General features: G+C 50.2%; 17 protein-coding genes. 3 read left to right on the plus strand and 14 right to left on the minus strand.

Annotated features, from left to right (window positions below):
- Positions 1–5: 5 nt before the first annotated feature.
- From EV294_RS08920 to EV294_RS08960, 9 genes are all read right to left on the minus strand, one after another.
- Positions 6–263, minus strand: coding sequence for a hypothetical protein (locus tag EV294_RS08920; protein WP_132305951.1), 258 nt, complete (start codon positions 261–263; stop codon positions 6–8).
- A gap of 156 nt (positions 264–419) precedes the next feature.
- Positions 420–1,460, minus strand: coding sequence for an AI-2E family transporter (locus EV294_RS08925; RefSeq protein ID WP_132305953.1), 1,041 nt, complete (start codon positions 1,458–1,460; stop codon positions 420–422).
- Positions 1,461–1,705: 245 nt separating this feature from the next.
- A complete protein-coding gene (locus EV294_RS08930) occupies positions 1,706–2,848 on the minus strand; it encodes a GNAT family N-acetyltransferase (protein ID WP_132305955.1) in 1,143 nt (380 codons plus the stop codon).
- Positions 2,849–3,025: 177 nt separating this feature from the next.
- On the minus strand, positions 3,026–6,148 hold the full coding sequence (locus tag EV294_RS08935; protein WP_132305957.1) for a glycosyl hydrolase family 95 catalytic domain-containing protein: 3,123 nt from the start codon (positions 6,146–6,148) through the stop codon (positions 3,026–3,028).
- Between the two features lie 11 nt (positions 6,149–6,159).
- Positions 6,160–7,035 (minus strand): carbohydrate ABC transporter permease, encoded by an 876-nt coding sequence (locus EV294_RS08940; RefSeq protein WP_132305959.1) that lies wholly within the window; start codon positions 7,033–7,035, stop codon positions 6,160–6,162.
- 15 nt (positions 7,036–7,050) lie between these two features.
- Positions 7,051–7,983, minus strand: a complete 933-nt coding sequence (locus EV294_RS08945) for an ABC transporter permease (protein WP_132305961.1) — start codon at positions 7,981–7,983, stop codon at positions 7,051–7,053.
- 85 nt (positions 7,984–8,068) lie between these two features.
- Entirely contained in the window at positions 8,069–9,709 is a 1,641-nt protein-coding gene (locus tag EV294_RS08950) for a type 2 periplasmic-binding domain-containing protein (RefSeq protein ID WP_132305963.1), read from the minus strand.
- Between the two features lie 217 nt (positions 9,710–9,926).
- Positions 9,927–12,317 (minus strand): helix-turn-helix domain-containing protein, encoded by a 2,391-nt coding sequence (locus tag EV294_RS08955; RefSeq protein WP_132305965.1) that lies wholly within the window; start codon positions 12,315–12,317, stop codon positions 9,927–9,929.
- A gap of 168 nt (positions 12,318–12,485) precedes the next feature.
- The gene (locus tag EV294_RS08960) at positions 12,486–13,073 is read right to left on the minus strand and encodes a spore coat protein (protein ID WP_132305967.1); all 588 of its coding nucleotides are present in this window, start codon (positions 13,071–13,073) and stop codon (positions 12,486–12,488) included.
- A 212-nt stretch (positions 13,074–13,285) separates the two neighbouring features.
- Between EV294_RS08960 and EV294_RS08965 the strand changes: the two genes are divergently transcribed.
- Together EV294_RS08965 and EV294_RS08970 are read left to right on the plus strand one after the other, a co-directional pair.
- Positions 13,286–14,197 (plus strand): ArsR/SmtB family transcription factor, encoded by a 912-nt coding sequence (locus tag EV294_RS08965; protein ID WP_132305969.1) that lies wholly within the window; start codon positions 13,286–13,288, stop codon positions 14,195–14,197.
- Between the two features lie 136 nt (positions 14,198–14,333).
- The gene (locus tag EV294_RS08970) at positions 14,334–15,836 is read left to right on the plus strand and encodes a glycoside hydrolase family 43 protein (RefSeq protein ID WP_132305971.1); all 1,503 of its coding nucleotides are present in this window, start codon (positions 14,334–14,336) and stop codon (positions 15,834–15,836) included.
- A gap of 44 nt (positions 15,837–15,880) precedes the next feature.
- Here EV294_RS08970 and EV294_RS08975 read toward each other — a convergent pair whose 3' ends face one another.
- From EV294_RS08975 to EV294_RS08985, 3 genes are all read right to left on the minus strand, one after another.
- Positions 15,881–16,357 carry a GNAT family N-acetyltransferase gene (locus EV294_RS08975; protein WP_132305973.1) on the minus strand — a complete coding sequence of 159 codons (477 nt, stop codon included), beginning with the start codon at positions 16,355–16,357 and terminating at the stop codon, positions 15,881–15,883.
- Positions 16,358–16,481: 124 nt separating this feature from the next.
- Positions 16,482–17,711 (minus strand): multidrug effflux MFS transporter, encoded by a 1,230-nt coding sequence (locus tag EV294_RS08980; protein ID WP_132305975.1) that lies wholly within the window; start codon positions 17,709–17,711, stop codon positions 16,482–16,484.
- A gap of 159 nt (positions 17,712–17,870) precedes the next feature.
- Positions 17,871–19,955: an alpha-L-rhamnosidase-related protein gene (locus tag EV294_RS08985; protein ID WP_132305977.1), complete on the minus strand. Its 2,085-nt coding sequence runs from the start codon at positions 19,953–19,955 to the stop codon at positions 17,871–17,873.
- 99 nt (positions 19,956–20,054) lie between these two features.
- Here EV294_RS08985 and EV294_RS08990 point away from each other — a divergent pair, with 99 nt between their 5' ends.
- Positions 20,055–20,954: an AraC family transcriptional regulator gene (locus EV294_RS08990; RefSeq protein WP_132305979.1), complete on the plus strand. Its 900-nt coding sequence runs from the start codon at positions 20,055–20,057 to the stop codon at positions 20,952–20,954.
- Positions 20,955–21,046: 92 nt separating this feature from the next.
- Here the strand turns inward: EV294_RS08990 and EV294_RS08995 are convergent, their stop codons facing one another.
- Together EV294_RS08995 and EV294_RS09000 are read right to left on the minus strand one after the other, a co-directional pair.
- The gene (locus EV294_RS08995) at positions 21,047–22,210 is read right to left on the minus strand and encodes an MFS transporter (protein ID WP_132305981.1); all 1,164 of its coding nucleotides are present in this window, start codon (positions 22,208–22,210) and stop codon (positions 21,047–21,049) included.
- A gap of 26 nt (positions 22,211–22,236) precedes the next feature.
- Positions 22,237–22,632, minus strand: a complete 396-nt coding sequence (locus tag EV294_RS09000) for a (R)-mandelonitrile lyase (protein WP_132305983.1) — start codon at positions 22,630–22,632, stop codon at positions 22,237–22,239.
- Between the last annotated feature and the right edge of the window lie 21 nt (positions 22,633–22,653).

The following is a 22,653-nucleotide window of genomic DNA, read 5'->3' on the forward strand; positions in this document are numbered from 1 at the left end:
CCCTATTAAACGATAACGCCTATAATGCTGAAACCAATAAACAATAAGAGCATCCCTGCGCTGAAGAAAAGCGGATGAAAGCTCCCTTCTTCCGTTACCCTAAAAGCCCTCCGAATGCTGCCGCCGCCTAAAGTAACGATTACAGAAGTCAGCAGGACTGCGGCTATATGAGATAAGTGAATCCGTCCTATAACGATAAAAACAATGGCGCTGCTGCATACTCCGGCCAAAAACCAATATATATTCTGTTTGTTAGGTCTCAATTCATCAACGCTCCTCACCAGAGAAATTTCTTCGAGTATTGGCTTAAATATATACGCTTCCAGCGTTTGGAATGTTACGTTAACCCGCTCTTAGAAGAAAAAAGACAGCCGGTCATCATGACCAACTGCCTCCATGCAAGAATGAAGAGATGATGATTATCGACCGCTCTTCGCCCGTTCCGCCTGCTCTTCCAATGAATCCGCCTGCTCCACCTTCAGCACGTCCAGCATAAACATAAAGATCGGAATACCGATCAACAGCCCCCAGATGCCCATATAATGCTCTGATAAAATGAGAATAAAGAACGTGTAAAACATCGGCAGGTTTGTTTTGTGCGAATATAACCTTGGGTTTAAGAAATACGTTTCAAGAGCATGAATAAGCAGCACCAGAACGATCACCCAAATGACGGTTTTTATTCCGCCAATCTGGTAGCCGATAATGCCAATCGGAACAAAGGAAACGACTACGCCCGCAACCGGAATCAGACTAAGCAAAAACACCATGATGGTGAGCGCGAACAGGTACGGGAATCCCATAATCCATAAGCCGCCTATCGTAAGCGCAGTGTTGAATACGGCAATCATCAGCTGTACTTCAAGCACCTTGCCGAAGGAAGCAATAAACTTGCCGCCGAAATACCGGAATTCGAGATACAGCCAGCCAATCGAGCTTTGGCTGAATTTCTCGGTAAATTGAACGATCTTGCGTCTCTCGAGGAGGAAGAAATAGCTAAGCAGGATAACCAGCAAAATAATCTCGAGCCACCCGCCAATCTTCTTGGCGTAAGCGAGCGCGCTGTTCAAAAAGGTTTTGTATTCGATCTTGTCGAGCGTATCGGCGACCACTTGAGCAATCTGATCGTTTTGGGAAGACCCTAAGAACTTTTGCACGTTGTTGACGATATCCACGATCTCGTTAATGAGCTTCGGCACGTAATTGACCAGACCATACACAAGGCCGAAAATAAGCGCGACGTACAGGACCGAAGTCACTACAACGGGCGATACCGGGATCACCCGCCGAACCTGCTTCGTAATAAAGCTCTGCAGGCGCATCATCACAAACGTGACCATAAACAGAAGCAGCAGCAAATTCAGCATATCGCGGAGACTATAGAGCAGAGCAACGACCAGCAGGACAAACACCATTCTTTTGATAATCGGATGAGTAAAAAAGGTTCTGAGCGTTTCCAAAGAGTTCCCCCGCAAAATTCGATTTATTTATTAAACGTTTATAATTAATATACCTGTTTTATGAATAAAACGCATCTTTTACGGTTTACACAAGGTGAAACGTCCATCACAGCCCTTGGCAGCGGAGTTTCAAGCCGGAGAATCTTAAGCCATTTTATAAGATTAAACTTGTAAATTTTTAAAAACAAAAAAACAAAGCTGCCGGCATCGGCAGCTTTGTTCAACTATTCTGAGGTTTAGCAGCCTTATACAAAGCACAAACCTGACGTATACGGAACCGGAACCGGGAATAAATCCTGGTAGGCTTGGGCTTCAGCGGGCAGATGCAAAGTATCCGTTCCGGCACGATCGAACAGCAATTGGACTAGCTCCGCATCGCTTAGAGCAACGGAAGGCCGGCCTGCAGAGTCGGTCATTCGCCAGCTGCCGTTATCCCTCCGTTCAAGCCGGAGACCGCTTGCGGGTTCTTGCTTCTTCAGCCAAGGCGATAATTGGTCCAATAAAGCCTCGCCGCTCAGAATACTGACGGTACCTGGTTGCCCCTCCTCCGATGAAGGAATTGCTGCTAACCGGGCATGAATGTCTTTCTCATGCCATGGCACCGGAATCTCCAAGGACTGCAGTCCAAATCGGTCTACCGCGTTGGCGAATAATCTGACAACCTGAGCCGAATCGCCGGCAAATTCGAGAACCGCCCCGTTTGGTTGCGTATCCGATAACCCAATTACCGCAAAGCCGACAACCTTCCCGCGCGACTCCTGCACCAGTACCCGTTGACTCATCCGCATCACGCTTGCGATGGCTTCCGCCTTGAGCAGCGCGCCGAATTCATTTATGCCCAACTGATAGCGTACCTCCCGGGCTTCCGCAGTCTCCTGAACGCCGAACAAATCCTCCGGGCGCATCTCGCGGATTTCGCCTATTGCTTCCGCATTACCCAACAAAGATTCTGCCTGCAACGCATTCATGCGGTATTTGCTTATTCTTCCGAACAACGAGCAGCCTGCCCTGGTGTACAACGAACGGTCACCGGATACAAGCAGCAACGAAGCTCCTGCATCCCGCGTGAAAGACTGCACTTGCTCGAGCAGCCGGCTAGCGTAGCCTTTGCCTCTTGCGGACGGCTCCGTACAGACCGAACCAAGCGAGGCTACGCGCAGCGCAGCCTCGCCGATTCGAATCGTCCATAGGACAACGCCCATAAACGATGCCAATTTTCCGTCTTCCTCAAATGCGCCGTAGGATAAGTGCAACGCCGCATCGGAGAAGAGGAACGGAAATATTCGGCCCATGGACGTCTGATTCCCGTCCCGGAATGTTGCGTCTGACAATCGAACAGCCTCTTTCATTTCAGCATCTGTCAATCTTCTAATCTGCACCATTACCATTCCTCCGTTTTGCGTTCTCTCGCCAACAAGCCAAGCATAGCTATTCTTCTTTTACTGTAACCTTGAAAAGAGCTTCCTTGTCAGACTTCTTCGCCGTTATGCCTAGCGATTCCTTCACATGCAGTAGTCTCCCGGCTGATATTCACCTAAATGACCTCCTCTTATCGGGATTGTCTTTTACAAATACGCGTAATTTCGATTGATAATCAGCAGATTAACCCGCCACGGCAGCCCTTCGCAGGAACGGAACCGCAGCGATGCGCAGCCATCCTTTTTTTGCGTAATCGGAATTATTTCCGTTGCGTATTCCCCTGCTGCGAGCGGTTTCTCCGGCTTCCACTTCAGCTGTCCGGGGATTTCAAGCTCCGTGCAGGAAGGGGCCGCTTCATCTCCGGTTACCAGGAGCAGGTCGTATCGGCCTTTGGGCAGCTCGATCCTAAATACCGCTTCGCTTGCTCCGCCAATGAAATCCCGCCGAAGCAGGTCGGGGGCTCCACGGTCGAGAGCTGCAAGCTCATCCGGCCGCTCCCAGCCAATCCCGCTGCATGCCGTAAAGAGCGTATCCGGTGATATTTTGCGGAATGCCTGACCAAGCACCCCTTCAACATGGATCTGGCGGGGCAGGACTTCCGAATAATTTTTGCCCGGCAGCTCTTCCTTGACGCCGAAATCGAGCCGATACGCCGCAAGCCTCGATACCCTGCTGTTTCCCGCGTAATAATCGAAGGTAAAGTGATCGATCAGCCGGTAATGCTCCGTATCCCGGTTCTTCCCCAGAAATATGCGCCGCCTTGTGTGCGCTTCATGAACATGCGGTCGACTGACGATATTGTCATCCTTGATCCCCCTCGCATGAGCCAACGGCCAATCGGATTGTAAACTACCTTCCGCAAAATTCGCATAAACGAGATAATCACCGCCTTGAACCGTATCGAAAACCAGGCATCCTTCATCCCAAGCATACTTCTTCATCCGTAAGGAGCATCCGGACAAATTCCATACCTTAACGTTCTCGTTCTCTTCATCATAAAAAGGATTCCGCAGCATTACCCTGCACCCGGCAAGGCTTCGTATATGAACCCATTCCGTTCGTCCTTCCTTACGTCTGGCACTCACTTCAAAGCCGCCGACCGCAAGCAAGCCCCGGAATGAGCAGTCCTTCCATTTACCATAGGAACGCTCTTCTAATTGATGGTTGTATCCTCCCTTTGTCCGTTCCGGCTCCATGGTTCCTTCCGGAACCGCCGGGAATGCCTCGATTACGCCGTCATAGCTTTGCAGCAGCATCTCGTTTACGGCAGCGACAAGCTCGCCGGAAGCTTCCATCATAAACGGGTGGTACAACGGTTCGTTGGTAATATTGCAGTAATTCATCCACCTTTCCGTCTCCTCCGCGAACAACCCGTTGCAACGAAGCGACAGGTCGATTCCCTGTTCATACAGAATCCTAAGCGCATCATCTCCCTTGCCCAACCGGGAAGCCGCGCAGGACAGCCAGCCGAACTGGAACATGCCGAATTCCGTATTCTCTCCCGCATAACGAAGCGTATTTTCCGCCTGCCTCCGGAGCGGCGGCTTGGATTTTCTATCGATTTCTCCAATCGGATAGATAGGCATTAATAGCGACGGATGCCGCAAAGGAAGATCGAGCGGCGCCCATTCGGAATCGAGCCAAATGTGCCCGTAACGCGTTGATTCCGCGCCGGGATAAGGAGCCAGCTTCCCCGCTAGTTCCTCCCATTTGCTGCGCTCCTCCTCCGGCTCGCCTAGCAGCATGCTTGCTTCTATTGCCATGCGGAATAAATAATTGACGGATGCCAGCGTACAGGTGGAATTACGCGTAAGAGGTCCTTGCTCCGGCGAAATATCCGGAAATACGTTATACAATCCGCTCCCGGGATCAAATAACAATAAGCCTTCGAAAAATCGGGCGATCTTTCGGATCAGCGGATAAGCCTTCTCCCTCAGAAACGTCTCGTCCATGCTGTACCGGTAATAATTCCATAAAAACTGCGCGCACCAAGGCCAAATGCTGTAATACAACGCATGCGGATAGTCCGCGGCTATCCCGTCCAATCCATAGAATTGCTTCGCCATTCGTTCGGCGCTGCCGGCATACGAGAGCAGTCCTTCATTAAAAAGGCTGGCCAGCTCCAAGTGATTAGCCGTATACAGCGGCCAAAAAGCAGCTTGAATGTTGACATCCCAATACCACATGCTGCCCCACTTGGTCGGTTGTTTGATATCCCACAGACCATTTAATCCGCAAGCCTGCTCGGGCATTGACCCTCCCCGGCCGCTGCTGCAGGAAAGGGCATACAGGTTGATCCTGTACAAATCCTCAAGCAGCTTATCGGGAAGCGTAACGGATGAACGTCTCCAGAAGCTCCTCCAATAGGATTGATGACGTTCCCTTATCGCGGCTAATTCGGAAACGGATTGCCGCATGCGCTCAAATGCGGCCTGCAGCGGGTGGTCTGCTTGCGCTTCCGTTACAACCGTCGTCAGCAAAGTCAGGTTATCCTCGGCATCCTCTAACCGAATTCGGATGGAGCCGGTGCTATTTACCGCTGTTCCTTTCGCGCCAAGCAGTTTTGTCATAACAACAAAGGAAAAGGGAGGATGGTTTTCCTTGTCTTCCCCATCCGGGTAGAAGGAGCCTATATAGTAAAAGGTTGTATCATCATGCGAATGGTAGGACGCTTCAATATCCGCATATCTTCTTAACGGCAGCGCAAGTTCGATTTCGCTTAGCAGATCGGCGTCCGTTTGCCTGATATCCGTGACAATGAAATCGCCATCCTCGGCTGCTATCGTAACAACCTCCAGCTTCTTGTCCTCCTTCCTGATTCGCAGCCGGACTTCCGCCTTGATCAAGTCAAGCTGCAGCTCGTAATGCTCCGGATCCTTCAGTTCCGCAGATGGATAGAGCATAATCTCACCGGTCGGGTAATGGGAGTTCCCCCCGGGCAGCTTGCCGTATTTGCGGTACATGCTGCTGTCGCTTAGGGCATCGCCATACAGAAAAAGCGGTTCTTCTGAAGGGCTGCGGTACATTTCCCGCGCGTGCTCCCGCAGCTCTTGAAACGTCCGGCCATACTGCAAACGGAAATTTGGTCCTTCCCCTTGCCGAAAAGCCGTGCTGTAACGGTGAAGCTTGCGGTAATACACCTCGTAATGGTTAAGCGCCACGGTCATGCACTCATCCTCGTAATAGACCATTCCGCCAAAATGCCCGTTGCCAAGCGGCAAGGCTTCGTTCCAGCCGCATGGCGCTTTATCGTACGTCACGGTTCTCACAGGACTTCCTCCTATCCTTTGATCGCCCCGATCATAACGCCTTTAACGAAGTACTTTTGCAGGAACGGGTACAAGCAAATAATCGGCAACGTCGAAACGATTATCGTGGAATATTTGATGGTCTCTCCGATGGCGTACTTATCATCGCTGGCCGCACCGGTCATCATCGAATCCGTGCTGTTGGCGATCAGAATGTCGCGTAGCACGAGCTGAAGCGGATACTTCTGGGTGTCGCGCAAATACACGAGCGCATTGAAATAAGAGTTCCAATGGCCAACCGCGTACCATAAAATCATGACGGCGATGACGGGCATGGACAGCGGAATGACAATCCGGAACAAAATCGTCCATTCCCCCGCCCCGTCCATTCTGGCCGATTCCTCCAGGCTCGCCGGTATGGTCTGGAACGAAGTTCGCATGATAATCAGGTTATACGTATTGATCGCGACGGGAATCAGCAGCGCCCACATCGTATTCATCATGCCAAGCTTGTTAACGAGCAAATAACTCGGAATCAATCCACCGTGAAAGACCATCGTTAATACGATAAGGAACATCAGAAAATGCCGGAAATATAAATTCGGCCGGGACAGCACGTAAGCGCCTATAGCGGTCATGACGAGGTTAATCGCCGTTCCGAGCAGCACGTAGAGCAGCGTATTCTCGTACCCCTTCATCATCATCGGGTTGCGGAAAACCGCCTTATAGGCGCTTAAGTCAAATCCCGCAGGCGCCAGCAGCAGGCCGCGGTTCTGCAGAAACGCCGTTGCATCGCTGAACGAAGCGAACAATACATACAGAAACGGATAAAGCGTCACCACGCAAAGACCAATCATCAGAATGACATTGATCCAGCCGAATACCCTCTCTCCCATCGTTCTTCTCATAGCCGCTCTCCTCTATCACCACAATTTGGTTTCGCTGAACCGTTTGCTGATTTTATTGGCTGCCACGATCAGGATGAAGCTGATCACGGAATTAAACAAACCTACCGCGGCGGTAAAGCTGTAGCTGGCTTCCAATACCCCTTTACGGTAAACGTAGGTGGAGATCACATCCGCCGTCGAATAGGTAAGCGGGTTGTAGAGCAGGAGCACCTTCTCGCTGCCGACGGACATCATATTGCCCATTTGCAGAATCAGCAAAATAACAATCGTAGGCATAATCCCGGGCAGCGTCACGTTTAGCGTTTGTCTCCAGCGCCCCGCTCCGTCGATTCGCGCGGCTTCATACAAGGTTGGGTCAATTCCCGAAATCGCGGCCAGATAAATAATCGATCCCCAGCCCACGCCTTGCCAGACTCCCGAGGAAACGTACAAGAACCGGAACCAGCCCTCCTCCATGAGAAAGTCGATCGGCTGGGCGCCAAAGGATCCGAGAAGCTGGTTTACGAGACCGGTTCGGCTAAGAAAATCGACCATCATTCCCGCTACTACAACAATCGATATGAAATGCGGCAAGTATGAAATGGACTGCACAATCCGCTTAAATGAGCTCTTCCGGATCTCATTCAGCAGCAGCGCCAAAATGATCGCAGCCGGAAATCCAAATAGCAGCTCGTAGGCATTAAGCAGAATGGTATTTTTGATTAATCGCCAAAAGTAGATCCCGTTAAAGAAGTTTTGGAAATGCTCGAATCCTACCCATGCGCTGCCCCATATCCCTTCGGAGGGCTGAAAGTCCTTGAACGCGATCTGCAAGCCGTACATGGGCCCATAATGGAAAATAATATAGTAAGCAACTACGGGAAGCGCCATCAAATAGACGCCCCAATGCCGCTTCATATCCGATTTTATCGTGCGCAGCAAAGCTGGATTTCCGGCGTTTTTGGACATCGATCCTTCCTTCCTCTCTGTTCAAGGTGTTGCCATCGCGCTGGTGGAGACGAGATCGTTCGCCCCCGCCCAGCCGATGATCCGATTAGCGCTTCGAGAAGCGTTCGAGCGCAGCCTGCTGAATTTGGACGGCATCGTCGATTCCCATGCTCTTAATCTTCTTCACGTAGTTGTCGAATTGATCGATAGGCTCCACGCCCATAATAAATTTCAACAGCATCTCGTCCTTGTAGGTATTAATATCCGTCATAATGGAGGCGAACTTGCTGCTCTCGTCCTGCGTTGGCGTCACAAGCGGCATCTTGCGCTCAACCGTCGGCTTGGACCAGATCTCAAGGGCATCCTTCTGCTGCGGAAGCGCGAGATATTGCAATTGGAAGTTGTCGCTGAGCACAAACGGCGCACTCCATGTGGCACGGTTATACTTGGCAATGGCTTGCTGGCTGCTAACCCCGTTAGGCGGAGTCAACAATTCAGGCTTCAGGACAGCTCTGCCGTCCTGCATGGTATAACTTTCGCCCTCAATACCGTAGTTGAACAGCAATTCGCCTTGCTCGCCGTAGGCGTAATCGAGCCATTTAACGGTTTCGATCGGATTTTTATCGCTTGTTGTAATCGCGGCGCCAATCCCGTTAAAGGCAAAATCCTTCTGTCCCCAAATCGCCGTGTCGCCCGGATTCAATACCGGATAAGGAGCCGCGACAAGCTTGAAGCCAGGATCTTTGTCCTTCATGAGACCGGCATATTTGCCGATTCCCCCGCCGTTATAGGTAGCCGTGGCGCCAAGCAGATTCGTTGTCATTTTATTGTCCAGCAGTTTCGCATTGGGCGCGGCGAAATCTTTGTCCAGCAGCCCTTCCTTATACCACTTGTTCATCGTCTCCAGGAACTGTTTAAATTCCGGCTGAATCGGGCCAAACTTGACGGTACCGTTATCCTGGTAGAAGCTGTTGTTGATTCCCCATGCGCCTAGGAACGGTGCATCCACATTCAACAGGTCTTTGTCCAAATAAAGCGGAATTTCGTCCGCCTGCCCATTGCCGTTGGGATCCTTCTCCTTAAAGGCTTTCAAAACGTTGTACCAGTCGTCAATGGTTTCCGGTTTTCCGAGGCCCAGCTTATCGAGCCAATCCTGGCGGATCGCAGGTCCGAAGAACACCCTTACTTTATCGTCGCCGCGGAGGAACGGGAAGGCATAGATACTGCCGTTATCCGTCGTGATTTGCTTCTTCCAGTCCGGATGCTCGTCTAGCAGCTTCTTCAGATTAGGCGCGTATTGATCGATAAGCTCGTTAAGCTTGATGATTTTCTTATCCTGAATCGCCTTCTCCGGACCGCCCAGATAATCGTTCCAGTTGTACTCGATTACATCCGGAAGCTTGCTGGACACGATCATGAGGTTAAACTGCTCCTTCGCTTGCGCAGGGTCGAGCGGCGGGTGCTGGAATTCAACCTTTACGCCCGATTCCTTCTCCCTCTCCTGATACATGCCCATTTCCGCGTAGGTTTTCATTTGCGCTGCGGCTGCGGCATGATTCGCCACCCAATAAGTTAGCTGACTAAGCTTTGGCGTCTGCGTCTCCTTGCTGCCTGCCGTTTCCGCTTCGCTTGTCTGCTGCTCGGCGTTCCCCTTGCTCCCGTTATTCCCGCTGCTGCATGCCGCAAGCGATACAGCTAAAGCCGATACGGTCAAAATACTGCCGGACCATTTTAAAGTTTTGTTCATGCGTGTGAACACTCCCCCTGAATTAGTGGTCATCATCTTGCAAGCGCTTACGATTCCAAGTGTACGTTCGGAGGCCAGGATGCGCCTATGCTCTACTTTTCATCTGCGCTGCCTTTTCATAAGATTTCGGCACATGCAAAAAACAAGTCAGTTCAACCTTAAAACCGGTCAGTTCTCGATTTGAAATGAAAAAGACAGCCTCATGGAGACTGCCTTGCTATTCACTGAAGCTAATGGCATCCGGTACAATGGTCTCCCGGTACTTACCGGGCGTAATCCCCTCCAGCTTCTTGAAGCCCCTAATAAAGACTACGTCATTGTTGTAACCGACCAGCTGCGCGATTTGGGCGATCGTCAGATCCTTGTTGTCCATCAGCTGCTTAGCGGCCTTCATCCGCTTCTGGGTAATGTAATCGATCAAGTTCTGGCCTTGATTTTTCTTAAAGAACGTTGAGATATACGGCGGGGTCATCCGGAAATGCTCGGCGATCATCGCAAGCCCCAGATTCGAATCGCCAAGCATCTGCTCTACGTAATCGAGAATATCCTGAAGCAGCTGAGTGCGGTGATCGGATCGTTCCACGTTGAATGACCTGGTAAGCGTGTCATACAACTCCTTCGTCTTGCGTTGCATTCCCTCTGCCGTTGTATAGGTAAACACAGCTTTTATCGGATCAAAGTCCTCGCCAAGCTCCTCCAGCTGATTCATATTGGCCGAATTCATGATCTTAAGGAAGGTGCTGATAATATTGAAAAACAAACATTTTCCCATCTCCGGGGTGAAATGGCTGGACGAGAAATTCATTTCGTAGATTTTGTCCAGCAGCTTCCCGGCATTGTCGGTATCCCCGCTTCTCACGAAATTCGTCAGCTGAATCTCGCTTTCAAGCGGATAGTAATAATGCTGCTTGGTGCTGGCAAGATCCTGGAAATAAATAATGGCGTTTTTGCCCAAAATCAGCCTGTATTCCAAAGCGGCCAATGCTTCTGGATACGAATTCCGGATTGCTTTCGGACCTTCGTGGATGCCTCCGGTTGCGATCGTCACTCCGATTCTGAATTTCTTCGAAAGTATCTCGTAAAGGGACTGCACGATATCGCAAATGACGGCTTCCTCGCTCCTTCGCTCCTTATCCAGATTAATCAGGAAAGCAAGCCGGTCCCGTTCGAGCTCCACGACATATCCCTTCTGCGGAGAGACGATCAGATCGATTCCAATGTTGGATACCACGAATCTGGCTCTTGCCCATTTCTCTTCATCCTCATCGGAGAAAAGCTGCACATCCTCGATTTTCACAAGAAAAACGGCAAACCGGTCGCTAATAAAATTCAAATTCATGAAATGCAGGGACTCTTCGCTCTCGGAGGACAAATCCACATCCATATAGCCGTGAAGCAGGCGGGACAAGTAATTCGCGCGAATGAACGGTGTCTGCCTGGTCAGCGTGTTCCGCAAATGCTTTTCTTCGTGGATGGATCCCTCAAACGTCTGCCTTATGAACTCGTATTCATTGTAGAAGGAGCGTCCGTTTATGGCTTTGCCGCGCATAATCGCATGTATGGTGGCATGCAGCGGCTTATAGCTGCGGTATACCCCCACTATGACGGCAAGCAGGCCGGCGATCAGGCATAAGAGAAATAATCCAAGCGACCAGCTTTGAATCTGATTCACCTGCTTCATGAACACATTGTTCGGGGTAATCGATACATAACGGAAGCTCGCTTTCTGAGAGCTGACGAACGATACCATCTGATCCACTCCACCCATCTTGTAAGCGAAAGGGGCATTGGTCTGATCCATTCGCTTAAGCAGATCCGCGGGGAACAACGCAGAGCCGGTGCTCATTATCGTCTGTCCTTCGTTATCGAGAATATAGATGTCGCTGTTGCTTGCCGATTCAAGCTGGGCGAACATGGCTTTGATCTCGTTCACATCGATCAGAACGATAAAGTTCCCCAGATGATCCGACGGCGAGCTGACGGGCAGCGTCTGTTCGTACACGATGACATCGCCCGGAATAACCTCGAGACTGGCGAGCGGATTTAGACCGCGGGAGAGCGAAGCAACCGGCAGGTAGGCCGATTGATGCGTGCTTTCCAGCATTCCGGTTTTCCACTGCTCGTAGGATTGATCTTTAAAGGTATAATTTGTTTCGTAAAACGTATGCGAATCCGTAAGCTGATCGGATTTAATGATCGTATCGCTTCGAGAGAAATAAACGAAATAATCAAAGATAAAGCTGCTGGTCATATTTCGGTACCGAGCCAGCTTGTCCCGCATGAATTCGACGAACTGATACCGGTCCGCGCTGCTTGGATGTCCCTGTATCTTCAGCATGTAATCCAGCTTGGGATCAAAGACGACCTGACGGGCGAGCAGATCCACTTCCGACAATTTATTGTCGAGCGTGAGCCTCAGCTGCTCCAGCATCGCTTCATTGGACCGATTCGTGCTTTTCTCGAGGCTGTTCTCAACCTTCGCGTACAGAAATACGCCCATCGCGAGAGGGATAAGAAGAATAAAAAGATTGGAGACAATCATGGTTTGGAGCGCTTGGCTTCTATTGCGGAATAACCTCTTATGAATCGGCAGATGCAAGCTAATCACGTCCCATCCTGAAGTGATCTTGCGGATGCTATACTTCTGAGCCTGATAGGCATGAGGAATAATTTACTTACATATTCGCCTAATTACAAAAAGTTCCTTTAAGCTCCTTAAGAATAAAAAAGCCGGCTCCCTGTAAATCGGGACCGGCTGGCACTGTTCTTCAGGTTGTTATTGACGGAATGGAAACGTTTCGTTAATCGGTTGGCTCATAGCGTTCGCCGCAGGCTGATACGTCTGAAGAATCGTATTGGTCGTCTCTTCCTTCATCGTTGGCACTTGATAATAGCCCATGCGATTCATGTATTGCCATACCTCGTAAGCTTGCTCGGCACAATTTACGGAGCCTTGCTGAAGCATGCGGCGAACCTGCGGATCCGCGCATTCCAAGGCCGCCATCATTTTTTTCGCTGCCGAATTCTTATGACAGAGCAGCATTGCGGTCGCGATGGCGCGGTCGTCAAACGTGCTGCCTGTAAGATTCGGGCTTTGCGGCGCCGGATGATCCAGACCGTATTTTGGCGTTTGATTTTCCATCGTTCTATACGGTGTCATTTGCCCCGAGCCTTGCTGATTTAAAGACTGTACGGCCGTTTGGTACTCGCTCATCATCATTTGAGCGTGGCGGTCTAGAATTTGCGATAATTGTTGATCCGTAACCATGGAACGATAGAGTTGAAAGTGGTTAATGCCGTTGATAGCCGAGGTTAAAATTTCATGAATCTCCATGGTTTCGTGAGCGCCTAAATGTGCAGCCATTTGTAGATATCCTCCCTTAAATTGAGTTGCGACCGCGTTATTATATCCAAGTTTCCCAGACTCATCCTCACTTGGTTCCGATGTCACAAACTGGTATATTGCATGGAAGGCAATGAAATCTATAGTGGGTATACGGGCGGCTTGTTTAAAAGCAAAAATTCCTTTATGGTGAAGGAAACATGGCAAGCTATAAAGAGCGTAGGAGTCATACAATGATCAAAGCTAATAGAGATAAACATTTCCTGCCCTTATACGAAGCGCTGGCAAGCGAGGTCAGGTGGGGAATTATGGAGCTGCTCGCCGAAGAGGAAATGAACACGAAAGATATTGCCGGCCGCATGCAGCTTAGCCCTTCCATCATATCGATGCACATCCGCAAGCTTGAACAAGCCGGACTGATCGGCAGCCGAAGAGTTCGCCGGAACGGCGGTACCCATAAACTATGCTTCCTGACGGAAAGGCATATCGAGATTGAATTGCCCTTCGCCAGCAAGCCCCGGCCATTCAGAGAGCAATCCATCCCGGTCGGCCATTATACCGCCTTTGAGGTCTATCCGACCTGCGGGCTTGGAACGCGGGAGATGGAGATCGGCGTCTGGGACGATCCCCGTTATTTTCTCGATCCGGAACGGGTCAATGCCTCTATTCTCTGGTTTGGGAAAGGATACGTGGAATACAAAACGCCTAACTATTTGCAGCCGGAACAAGTCGTCAGCGTCTTGGAAATTTCCATGGAAATCGCTTCGGAAGCACCCGGTCTCAGCGATTATTGGCCTTCCGATATTGCCTTCGCTTTTAACGGAATAGACCTCGGGACCTGGACAAGTCCGGCCGATTTCGGGAGGGCCGCGCGCGGCAGGTATACGCCGGATTGGTGGCACCGCAACGTGAATCAATACGGGCTATGGAAGACGATTCGCGTGGATAAGGAAGGCACCTTTATGGATAACGAACGAATGTCTGATGTTTCCATTGCCGATCTTCGTCTGGCGGAGCCGTTTTGGACGCTTCGTTTTACGGTAGACGAATCCAGTCCTAACGTTGGCGGACTGACGCTGTATGGCGCGGGCTTTGGCAATCACGATAAGGACATCGTGATCCGCGTTTATCCCGAAGACGTGTAAATTAAATTCATATAAATATGAATTCATCTAAAATAGTTCGCCGCCTCCCTCTTACACCATTGAACGCTTGGCGCTTATGTTGTTTAATTTCCTTATTGGCGCCATAACCAACATTCGATGAATTAGAGGTAGCGGTATGAAATTCAACAACCCGGTTATTAAAGGCTTTTATCCCGACCCAAGCGTGTGCAAGGCTGGAGACACTTATTATCTGGTGTGCAGCTCCATGCAGTATTTCCCCGGCGTCCCGCTGTTCGAGAGCAAGGATCTCGTGAACTGGCATCAAATCGGCCATTGCCTGACCAGAAAAAGCCAGATCCAGCTCGAAAAAGTGAATAGCTCCGGCGGCGTCTTCGCCCCTACGATCCGCAACCATAACGGACGCTTCTACATGACAACGACCAACGACACTACCCGTCAAAACTTCTATGTATGGACGGATGACATTTACGGCGAATGGTCCGAACCGGTCTATGTCGATCAAGGCGGCATTGACCCGGATTTATTTTTCGAAGACGGAAAAGCCTATTTCATGAGCAACGGAGCCGATGATTTCGGAGCAGGCGGGATCGTGCAATGTCAAATCGACATTTCAACCGGACGCAAGCTGACTCCGAGCCGTACGATTTGGCAAGGTACGGGAGGCCGTTTCCTTGAGGCTCCCCATATGTACAATATTAACGGACTATACTATCTGGTAGCGGCCGAGGGCGGCACCGAATTCGGACATATGGTTACTTACGCGCGAAGCGAATCCTTGCATGGTCCTTTTGAGGCTTATCCCCTCAATCCGGTCCTGACCAATCGCGATTTAGGCGGCTATGAAGTACAGGCTGTGGGTCATGGGGACCTGATTCAGGATCCTGAAGGAAATTGGTGGATGCTTCATCTGGGCTTCCGACAAAGCGGCCAATGGCTTGCTTATCACCATCTTGGACGGGAAGTGTTCCTTACGCCGGTTACCTTCGGAGTGGATGGCTGGTTTACGGCCGGCCATAACGGCACTACGCTGAGCAGCTTTGACACCGCGTTAATTCCGGATCGGATTGTGCAAACCGAGAAAACTAGCTTCACGTTTGAAAATACGGACTGGAGCAAAGAGTGGTGTTATCTCCGCACCCCGGAGCCAGGAAACTATCTGCTTGAACGGAACAAGTTAACGCTTAAAGGTACGGAAATATCCCTGGATCAGGCGGACTCCCCGACCTTTATCGGTATTCGTCAAAAGGACTTTATCGCGGATATCTCCTGCAATGTTTCCCTAACCGGCGGCGAAGCAGGCCTTACTCTCTATATGGATGAAAATCATCATTATGACTTCGCCATCCGTAAGACCGAAGACGGGTACAAAGTGATTCAGCGCCTGAATATCGGCGATATTAAAACCATTGTGCACGATGTGAATTTGAAGCAAATTAATCATGCGTCACTGCTCATCAAAGCTAGCCATTCCCGCTACAGCTTCCATCTCTTTACGGACGGCGGGTTGATTGACTTGGGATCGGCACAGACGAAGTACCTCTCATCGGAAGTCGCCGGTGGATTTACAGGCGTTATTATCGGGCTTTATGCCCAAGGTCGTAACTCTCAAGCAGAGTTCTCGAATTTCAAATGCGATTATTCTCCTAACCCTTCATAAACAAAGCCCCACCGATGGTGGGGCTTTGTTTTTATGTCAATCCTTTAGTTGTAGGTCATCCAAACCGTACTCCCCACGACTTCGAACTGCTGTTTGAACCAAAAGTTTTGCGATTTATCGAGCGAATAGACATACATCTTTTTATTCGGGTATTTCGCTTTCAGCCAATTCATGAAGTACGCCGCATACCCTTTTCCTTCATACTCCTTCAGCACATCCAAGGCTTCGATAAATATAAAGTTCGTCTCGTTCTTGATATCAATATAGAAATCCTTCTCCAGGTACCGTTCATCCGGGTGAAAATAATCCTTCTCCGCCTTCTGAATCAATTGGTTACCTTGCGCGTATTCCCGCACGACTGCGTATCCAACCATTTCTTCATCGTTCTCAATCAAATAAATCTCTTCCGGTAATTCCGACGGCTCCTTCCGGCTCAATTCTCCGGCATGATAACCCGAGCTTAACCCGCCTAACAGATCTTGTATTTCCTTATCGAACGGCTTTGTAATAATTGAAGGCATTTGTATCTCCCTTTTGCTGTTTCATCGTTATATCAGACTATAGTACGCAGCGATTATAGTCAAATCCTATCTGGTTAGCATATAAAAATCCCGATCAATCAAGATCGGGATGAATGCTTGGCTTTTATACGGCTTTTTGTCCTACCGTGTTTAGCTTAGGCGCACTCGTTCCTCCTCTGACGAGCAGGAAGTACGCGAGCATGGCCGCAATGCTTGTGATTAATATAATAATCCCCAGCGGAACCGCCGTATCTTCACCGGCGATGCCAACCAGCGGAGCGACAACCGCTCCCAGCAGGAAAGGAATAACGCCAAGCAGCGCAGCCGCGCTGCCCGCCTGATTAGCCTGACTCTCCATGGCAAGCGGGAATGCTGCCGTTGAGGTAATGCCAATCGAAGCTACAAAGATAAACAGCGGAATAACAAGCGTGAATAGCGGTCCATGAACAAGAGTGACCACTACAACGATCATGCTTGCCAATAAGGCAAGACACAGACCAAATAACAGCAAGCTGCGCTCAGATACGCGATGCGCCAGACGTCCGACGATTTGGGAGCCGATGATCAGGCTGACCCCGTTCGATCCGAACAGAAGAGCAAATACGGTTGGCGATACTCCGTAAATATTTTGGTAAATAAACGGCGTTCCGGATACATACGCAAAGACCCCTGCGATCATAATGCCTTGCGCCAGCATATAACCGACAAACTGGCGGTCCCGCAACAGCGAACCATAGTTGCGCAGCTGCTGCCCGAAATTCGAAGGGCTGCGGCGGTCGACCGGCAGCGTTTCTTTCAGGCTCCATTTGGTCACGGAAAGCAGGTAGATGCCAAGCACCGCCAGGAAGATAAAGACGCCAATCCAGGAGGTAACCGATAATACCCCGCTTCCGGCAACGGGAGCCACGAGAGGTCCCAAATTACCGACGAGCAAGAGCAGCGAGAAAAATCGGGTGAGCTCGTGACCGCTGTACAAATCGCGTACGATCGCGCGGGAAATAACAATGCCTGCCGAAGCGGCAGCGCCTTGAATAAAGCGGAATAGAATCAAAAGAACGATATTCGGCGAGAATGCGCAAGCGAGTGAGGATGCCACATAAAAGGCCATCGAGATAAGCAGCGGAATACGTCTGCCATAGACATCGCTTAGCGAACCCATCACAAGCTGGCCGATGCCAAGCCCCAGCAGGCAGGCTGTGAGACTGAACTGAACAAGCGAAGCTGACGAGCCGAGCTGTTCCACAATTTCCGGGAACGCCGGCAGATACATATCAATCGTAAACGGGCCTAGCGTCGAGAATAACCCGAGCAGCAAGGCTTGGCGAATGAAATTCGATTTTTTGTTTGCATTCATTGCGAATAAGAATCTCCTATCTCCCTAGTCTGTTTTCTCTGTCTGTATCAAATGTGATTATACAACCAGGAGTTCACTCCAAGTCAAGAGAAATAAAAGTAAAGCAATCGCCGTGCACGAAAAGAAATTCCCGCCTGCGGGAGTTTCCACTTTCAAATCCTATGCCCGATATGTTACGCGGTAAGGCTTACCCGCCTCTACGGATATTTCAAAGGTCTTTTCCCCAATGCTTCTAATTTCGGCGTCCGGGCATTCGGGAGTATGGCTGCTTGCAAAGGTCAGCACGCCAGAGCCGCTTGTGCTTTCCACTCGAATGCTGGTCGTATCCATCTTGACCGTGATTTGCCCTTCTCCAATCGGAACAGTCCCCTGCATATGCCGCAGCCCGCCTAGGTTCGGGCTGATGCGATAGGTTTCATAGCCGGGTGATGACGGAGTGATGCCCAAATAATATTTTCCGATCAAATAGATCGGGCCAGCCCCCCAGGCATGGCATAGACTTTTGCCAAATGGCATGCCATACATGCCGTAATGCTGATCGTCGGCAAGCGAAGGGTCGTACTCCTCCCAGAAGGACGTTGCTCCCAAATCCATCATGCCGCCCCAGTAAGACAGCATTTCCTTGCGCACCACATCCTGCTCGCCGCTTTCGCATAACACGGCTAGCTCATGGAACCGCATATAAGGAGTCCGAATTTGCGGAACCTCGGGATTTAGCATCACCTGACGAATAACGCTCGAACGTTGTTCTTCCGATAAATAACCGAAGGTCATCGCAAACATATTCGCATGCTTCGTGAGCATCGGCTTGGTTTCCCCATCGACCCGGTGATGCAGCAGCCCGCCTCTTTCGTTATCCCAGAATAAGGACAGCGTCTTATCCTTAAGCTCGGCCGCCAAGCGACCGTAATGGGAAGATGCTTCACGATCGCCTAGCAGGCCGGAAAACGCGCTCATCGCTTCCAGGCTCCGGGCCAATAAAATTTGCAGCGTACTTACGGCGCCCGTATTGGTCAAATCCGCCCAATCCACAAATACCCAATCCTGCGGCCGGCCTTCGATAAATCCTTCTTCATTTCGCTGGTTTAAGCAAAACTCCATCAAGGTTGCGGCACGATCGTAATTTTGGCGGACGAAGGAAAAATCTCCCGTATACAGATAATAGTCGTAAAGAGAGACGAACCAATAGAGAGAGTAATCGACGATGGTGTTGAGATGCATAGTTAGTGGATCTTTCCCTCTCAAAGCGACAAGCGTCCTGCGCGTGACATCCAGATCGAAAAAGCTGTAGTAGTTCATCAGGAAAGCTTGGTAAGCATCGCCGGACCAGACCCAGCGGTCCCGCTTGATTCCGTCCAGGAAAAATTCTCGCGTATTCAAGTGCAGCGTATACAGCGACATTTTATAAATGTCATTTAGTTTAGCATCCGAGCATTCGAATGAGCTTCTGTATTGAACCGGCACATATTCGTATAGCATCGATACCCGCTCCCACGTTACGCCCGGATCGGCGTGAATCCATACATACCGGAACGCCTTCGGCTCCTCCAGCGTGAATACGCCATCCACTTGCAATCCTCCCGCCTCTTCCGCCTCGAAAGCATCCAAGGTCACGCATTCTTCCGGCGAGAGCGCCTCGGCGATGGATTCACCGTAATAAACCTTTACACAACCGCTGCCCGTCAGCTTATGAAAACGGAGGTAGCCGAAGGTTTCTTTGCCAAAATCAAAGAGCGGAGAGCCATCTTTCTCCATAACCGAGAGAGGCTCTTGGGGAGTAACCGCCAGTCGGAAGGCGGACGGTCTATTCTCCGGGGTATCAAACTTCCAGAAGCCGGCCGGCAGCCAATCATTCTGATAAGACGTCACTTCCCAAGTGGAATCCGATTGGATGGAGCGTCCCGCTACATAAATCGCCGGTATTTCCGTATCGTTAAACACGCTGACCGAAATTTCATGGCGGCCCGCAGGAAGCGTTATCGTTGAACCGCTGTAGCGGTAATTGTCTTTGCCGTCCAGGTAGAGAGAAAAGACGCCTTCCGCGGCAATCGTAATTTCCTCTTCATGTTCCAATTCATAGGTATATCGGAATTTAACATTGGAATAATGCCGGTCAAGCCGCCAATAAGCGGGATACGCAACCCCTCGGGCGGTGCGCTTTGCGGACATTTTCTCATGCAGCCTAATCTCGAAATCTCCGGGATACCAGATCCAGGCAGCCTTTTTCTTATCTTGCGAAACCATCGGTTAGCTTGCCCCTTTCGAATCGTTTACGTAAATTGTATAATAGGCAAGCCATCCGCAAAGCAGGAACAAATGACATGATGCATAGGGGAAAATGACATGTTTGCTAACGATCGCAAAAAGGCGGGAAAAGCTCCCGCCCACCACTCCTCCATCGAGGAGCATTTCCATAATCAATTTCCTGTCTTTATTAACCGCTGGGAAGAGGGCTTCGATCTTAGGGAGCATGATCATGCCTATCTAGAAATCGTGTATGTCCTGTCGGGCGAGGGTTATCATTATGTGGCAGACGAAGTGAACAAAACGAGCAAGGGCAGCCTCTATATCATTCCGATAGGTACTTCCCATATTTTCCGGCCCAACGGAACGTCCAAAAGTCTACTCGTCTATAACCTATGCATCCGCCCCGATTGGATCGGAGAGCTTAACCTATGGCTGTCTCCCTATTGCAGGGACACCGACGTTTTTCATATTCTTGACGGCAAACCTGGGACGTATCTGTTTCTCCAGGATACTTCGTTGGAGTTTGCGCCATGGTTTGAACAGCTGCACCGGGAATTTACGGAGGAATCTTGGGGCTTTGAAACGACTATACTTGCCGGCCTGCTTCAGCTGCTGACTCGCATATCCAGGAAACTGAAAATGCAGGATGCCACTGGCAATCATACATCCGGCAGCACGAGACAAAGCGGGCTAGCCAGCTTACTGGACCATATTAATGAGCACCTGGCTGAAGCACTAAAGGTGGAACGGTTAGCGCAACAAGCCGGTATTAGCCAGCGGCACTTCATCCGATTGTTCCGGCAGCAAACCGGGATGGGGTTCTCCGAATACGTGCAGCACAAACGCGTAGAGTGGGCTTGCAGATTGTTGAGCGGTACCCGCCAATCGGTAGGCGAAATCGCCAAGCAGGTCGGTTACCAGGATCCCGCTCATTTCCGTGAGGTATTTCGGAAGGTTATGGGCATGACTCCAAGTCAATATAAACAATCAAATTAAATGTTTCCTGTAGAAATAAGGATCGCCACTCCTTTGAGAGACGATCCTTTATATTCGTGCCATGACGGCCGCAGCAGCGTCCTCTATTCTCTTTACATCGCTTTCGCCAAAGAGGAGGAGCTTCTCAGAAATACGGAAATAGAGCTTAACAGCAAAAATAGTAGTCCGCCAAACACAACGTATGGCGTACCGATTCCGGTAATAAAGAGGCCGCATATCGTTGCTCCAAAGGTTGTGCCTAAATTGGCCGATGTCAAAAATAATCCATTGGCGAACTCTGGCGCCTCCGGAGCAGCGGACGTTATCCAGTATTGATTGATATTCGCCCCGATACCCGCCACTATTCCCCAAGTTACAATAATGAAGAACATGGAAATGCCAAGCTGTCCCGCGGAAAACATAACGATATAAACCGCTCCTAGCGCGAAAGGGAAAATCGCTGCGCATTTATAGGCGTATGCTGCAAGAAGCTTTCCTGCCAGAAAGTTCCCGACTATATTGGCCGCACCGTAAAGGAATAACACAAGGCTAATGGTGTTCCAAGCCATATCCGCAACGGTTTCCAGATACTCGGCAAGATAACTATATACCCCGTACACGGCTCCGTTCATAAAGATAACGGCGGCGATAGACAGCCAGATGACCGATTTTTTCAGCACCCTCACTTGCGCCCCATAGGATGTTTTTTCTTTAACCGGCATAGCAGGCACAAAGAGCAGGGTTGCTAAAAACGCGAGCGTATTCACGACAGCAAGAAATATCATGGCTATGCTTAAGGACGCGGCATCGGCAATTAGACTAGTGACAGGCACGCCAAGAACCATGCCTGCCGATACTCCGATAAATATTTTTGAAACCGCCTTGGGGGCTTCTTCCTTGCTGACGGATGAAGCAGCTGCCGTAAAGGCTAGCGACACATATACCGGATGAAAAACGGCCGGAAACACCCGAGCAATTAATAACAGCGTAAAGTTGGACGTTGCCGCGGAAACCGCATTGCCCAGGATAAAAATAGCGAGCACAAGCAGCATCGTCGTCTTGCGATTCACGCGAGAAAACAATAATGGCGTAATCGGACCGGATACGGCAATAGCCAGCGCAAAAAGACTAACCGACAGCCCGGCGGCGGCGATGCTGACATCATAACGTTCGGCAATTAACGGCAATATCCCGATAACGCCCATCTCCGTGTTTAATATCCCAAAGACGCCTAATGCCAAAATAATAATCAGCCATTTATTCGGGTTTTCGGGCAATAGAAATCATCCTCATGTCGACCCGATCAGCCTTGATACTGATCATCGCTTACTTTTTCCAGCCATTCGACCGCCTTGCCGTCAAGACGTTCTTGAATGGCCATATGAGTCATCGCTGTCGTTGGGGAAGCGCCATGCCAATGCTTCTCGCCCGGCGGAAACCAGACGACGTCACCTGGATAAATTTCTTCAATCGGTCCTCCCCAGCGCTGAATTCGTCCACTGCCCGCGGTTACAATCAGCGTCTGGCCAAGCGGATGCGTATGCCATGCCGTCCTTGCTCCCGGCTCGAACGTCACGCTTGCTCCTGCAACGCGCGCAGGATCCGGTGCCTCAAACAGGGGATCGATACGTACCGTTCCCGTAAAATAATCAAAGGGTCCCTTCCCGGAAGGCTGAGAGCCAATTCTTTTGATTGTCATTTTTATAATGCCTCCATTGCT

The sequence above is a fragment of the Paenibacillus sp. BK033 genome (assembly GCF_004345425.1).
GTDB lineage: Bacteria > Bacillota > Bacilli > Paenibacillales > Paenibacillaceae > Pristimantibacillus.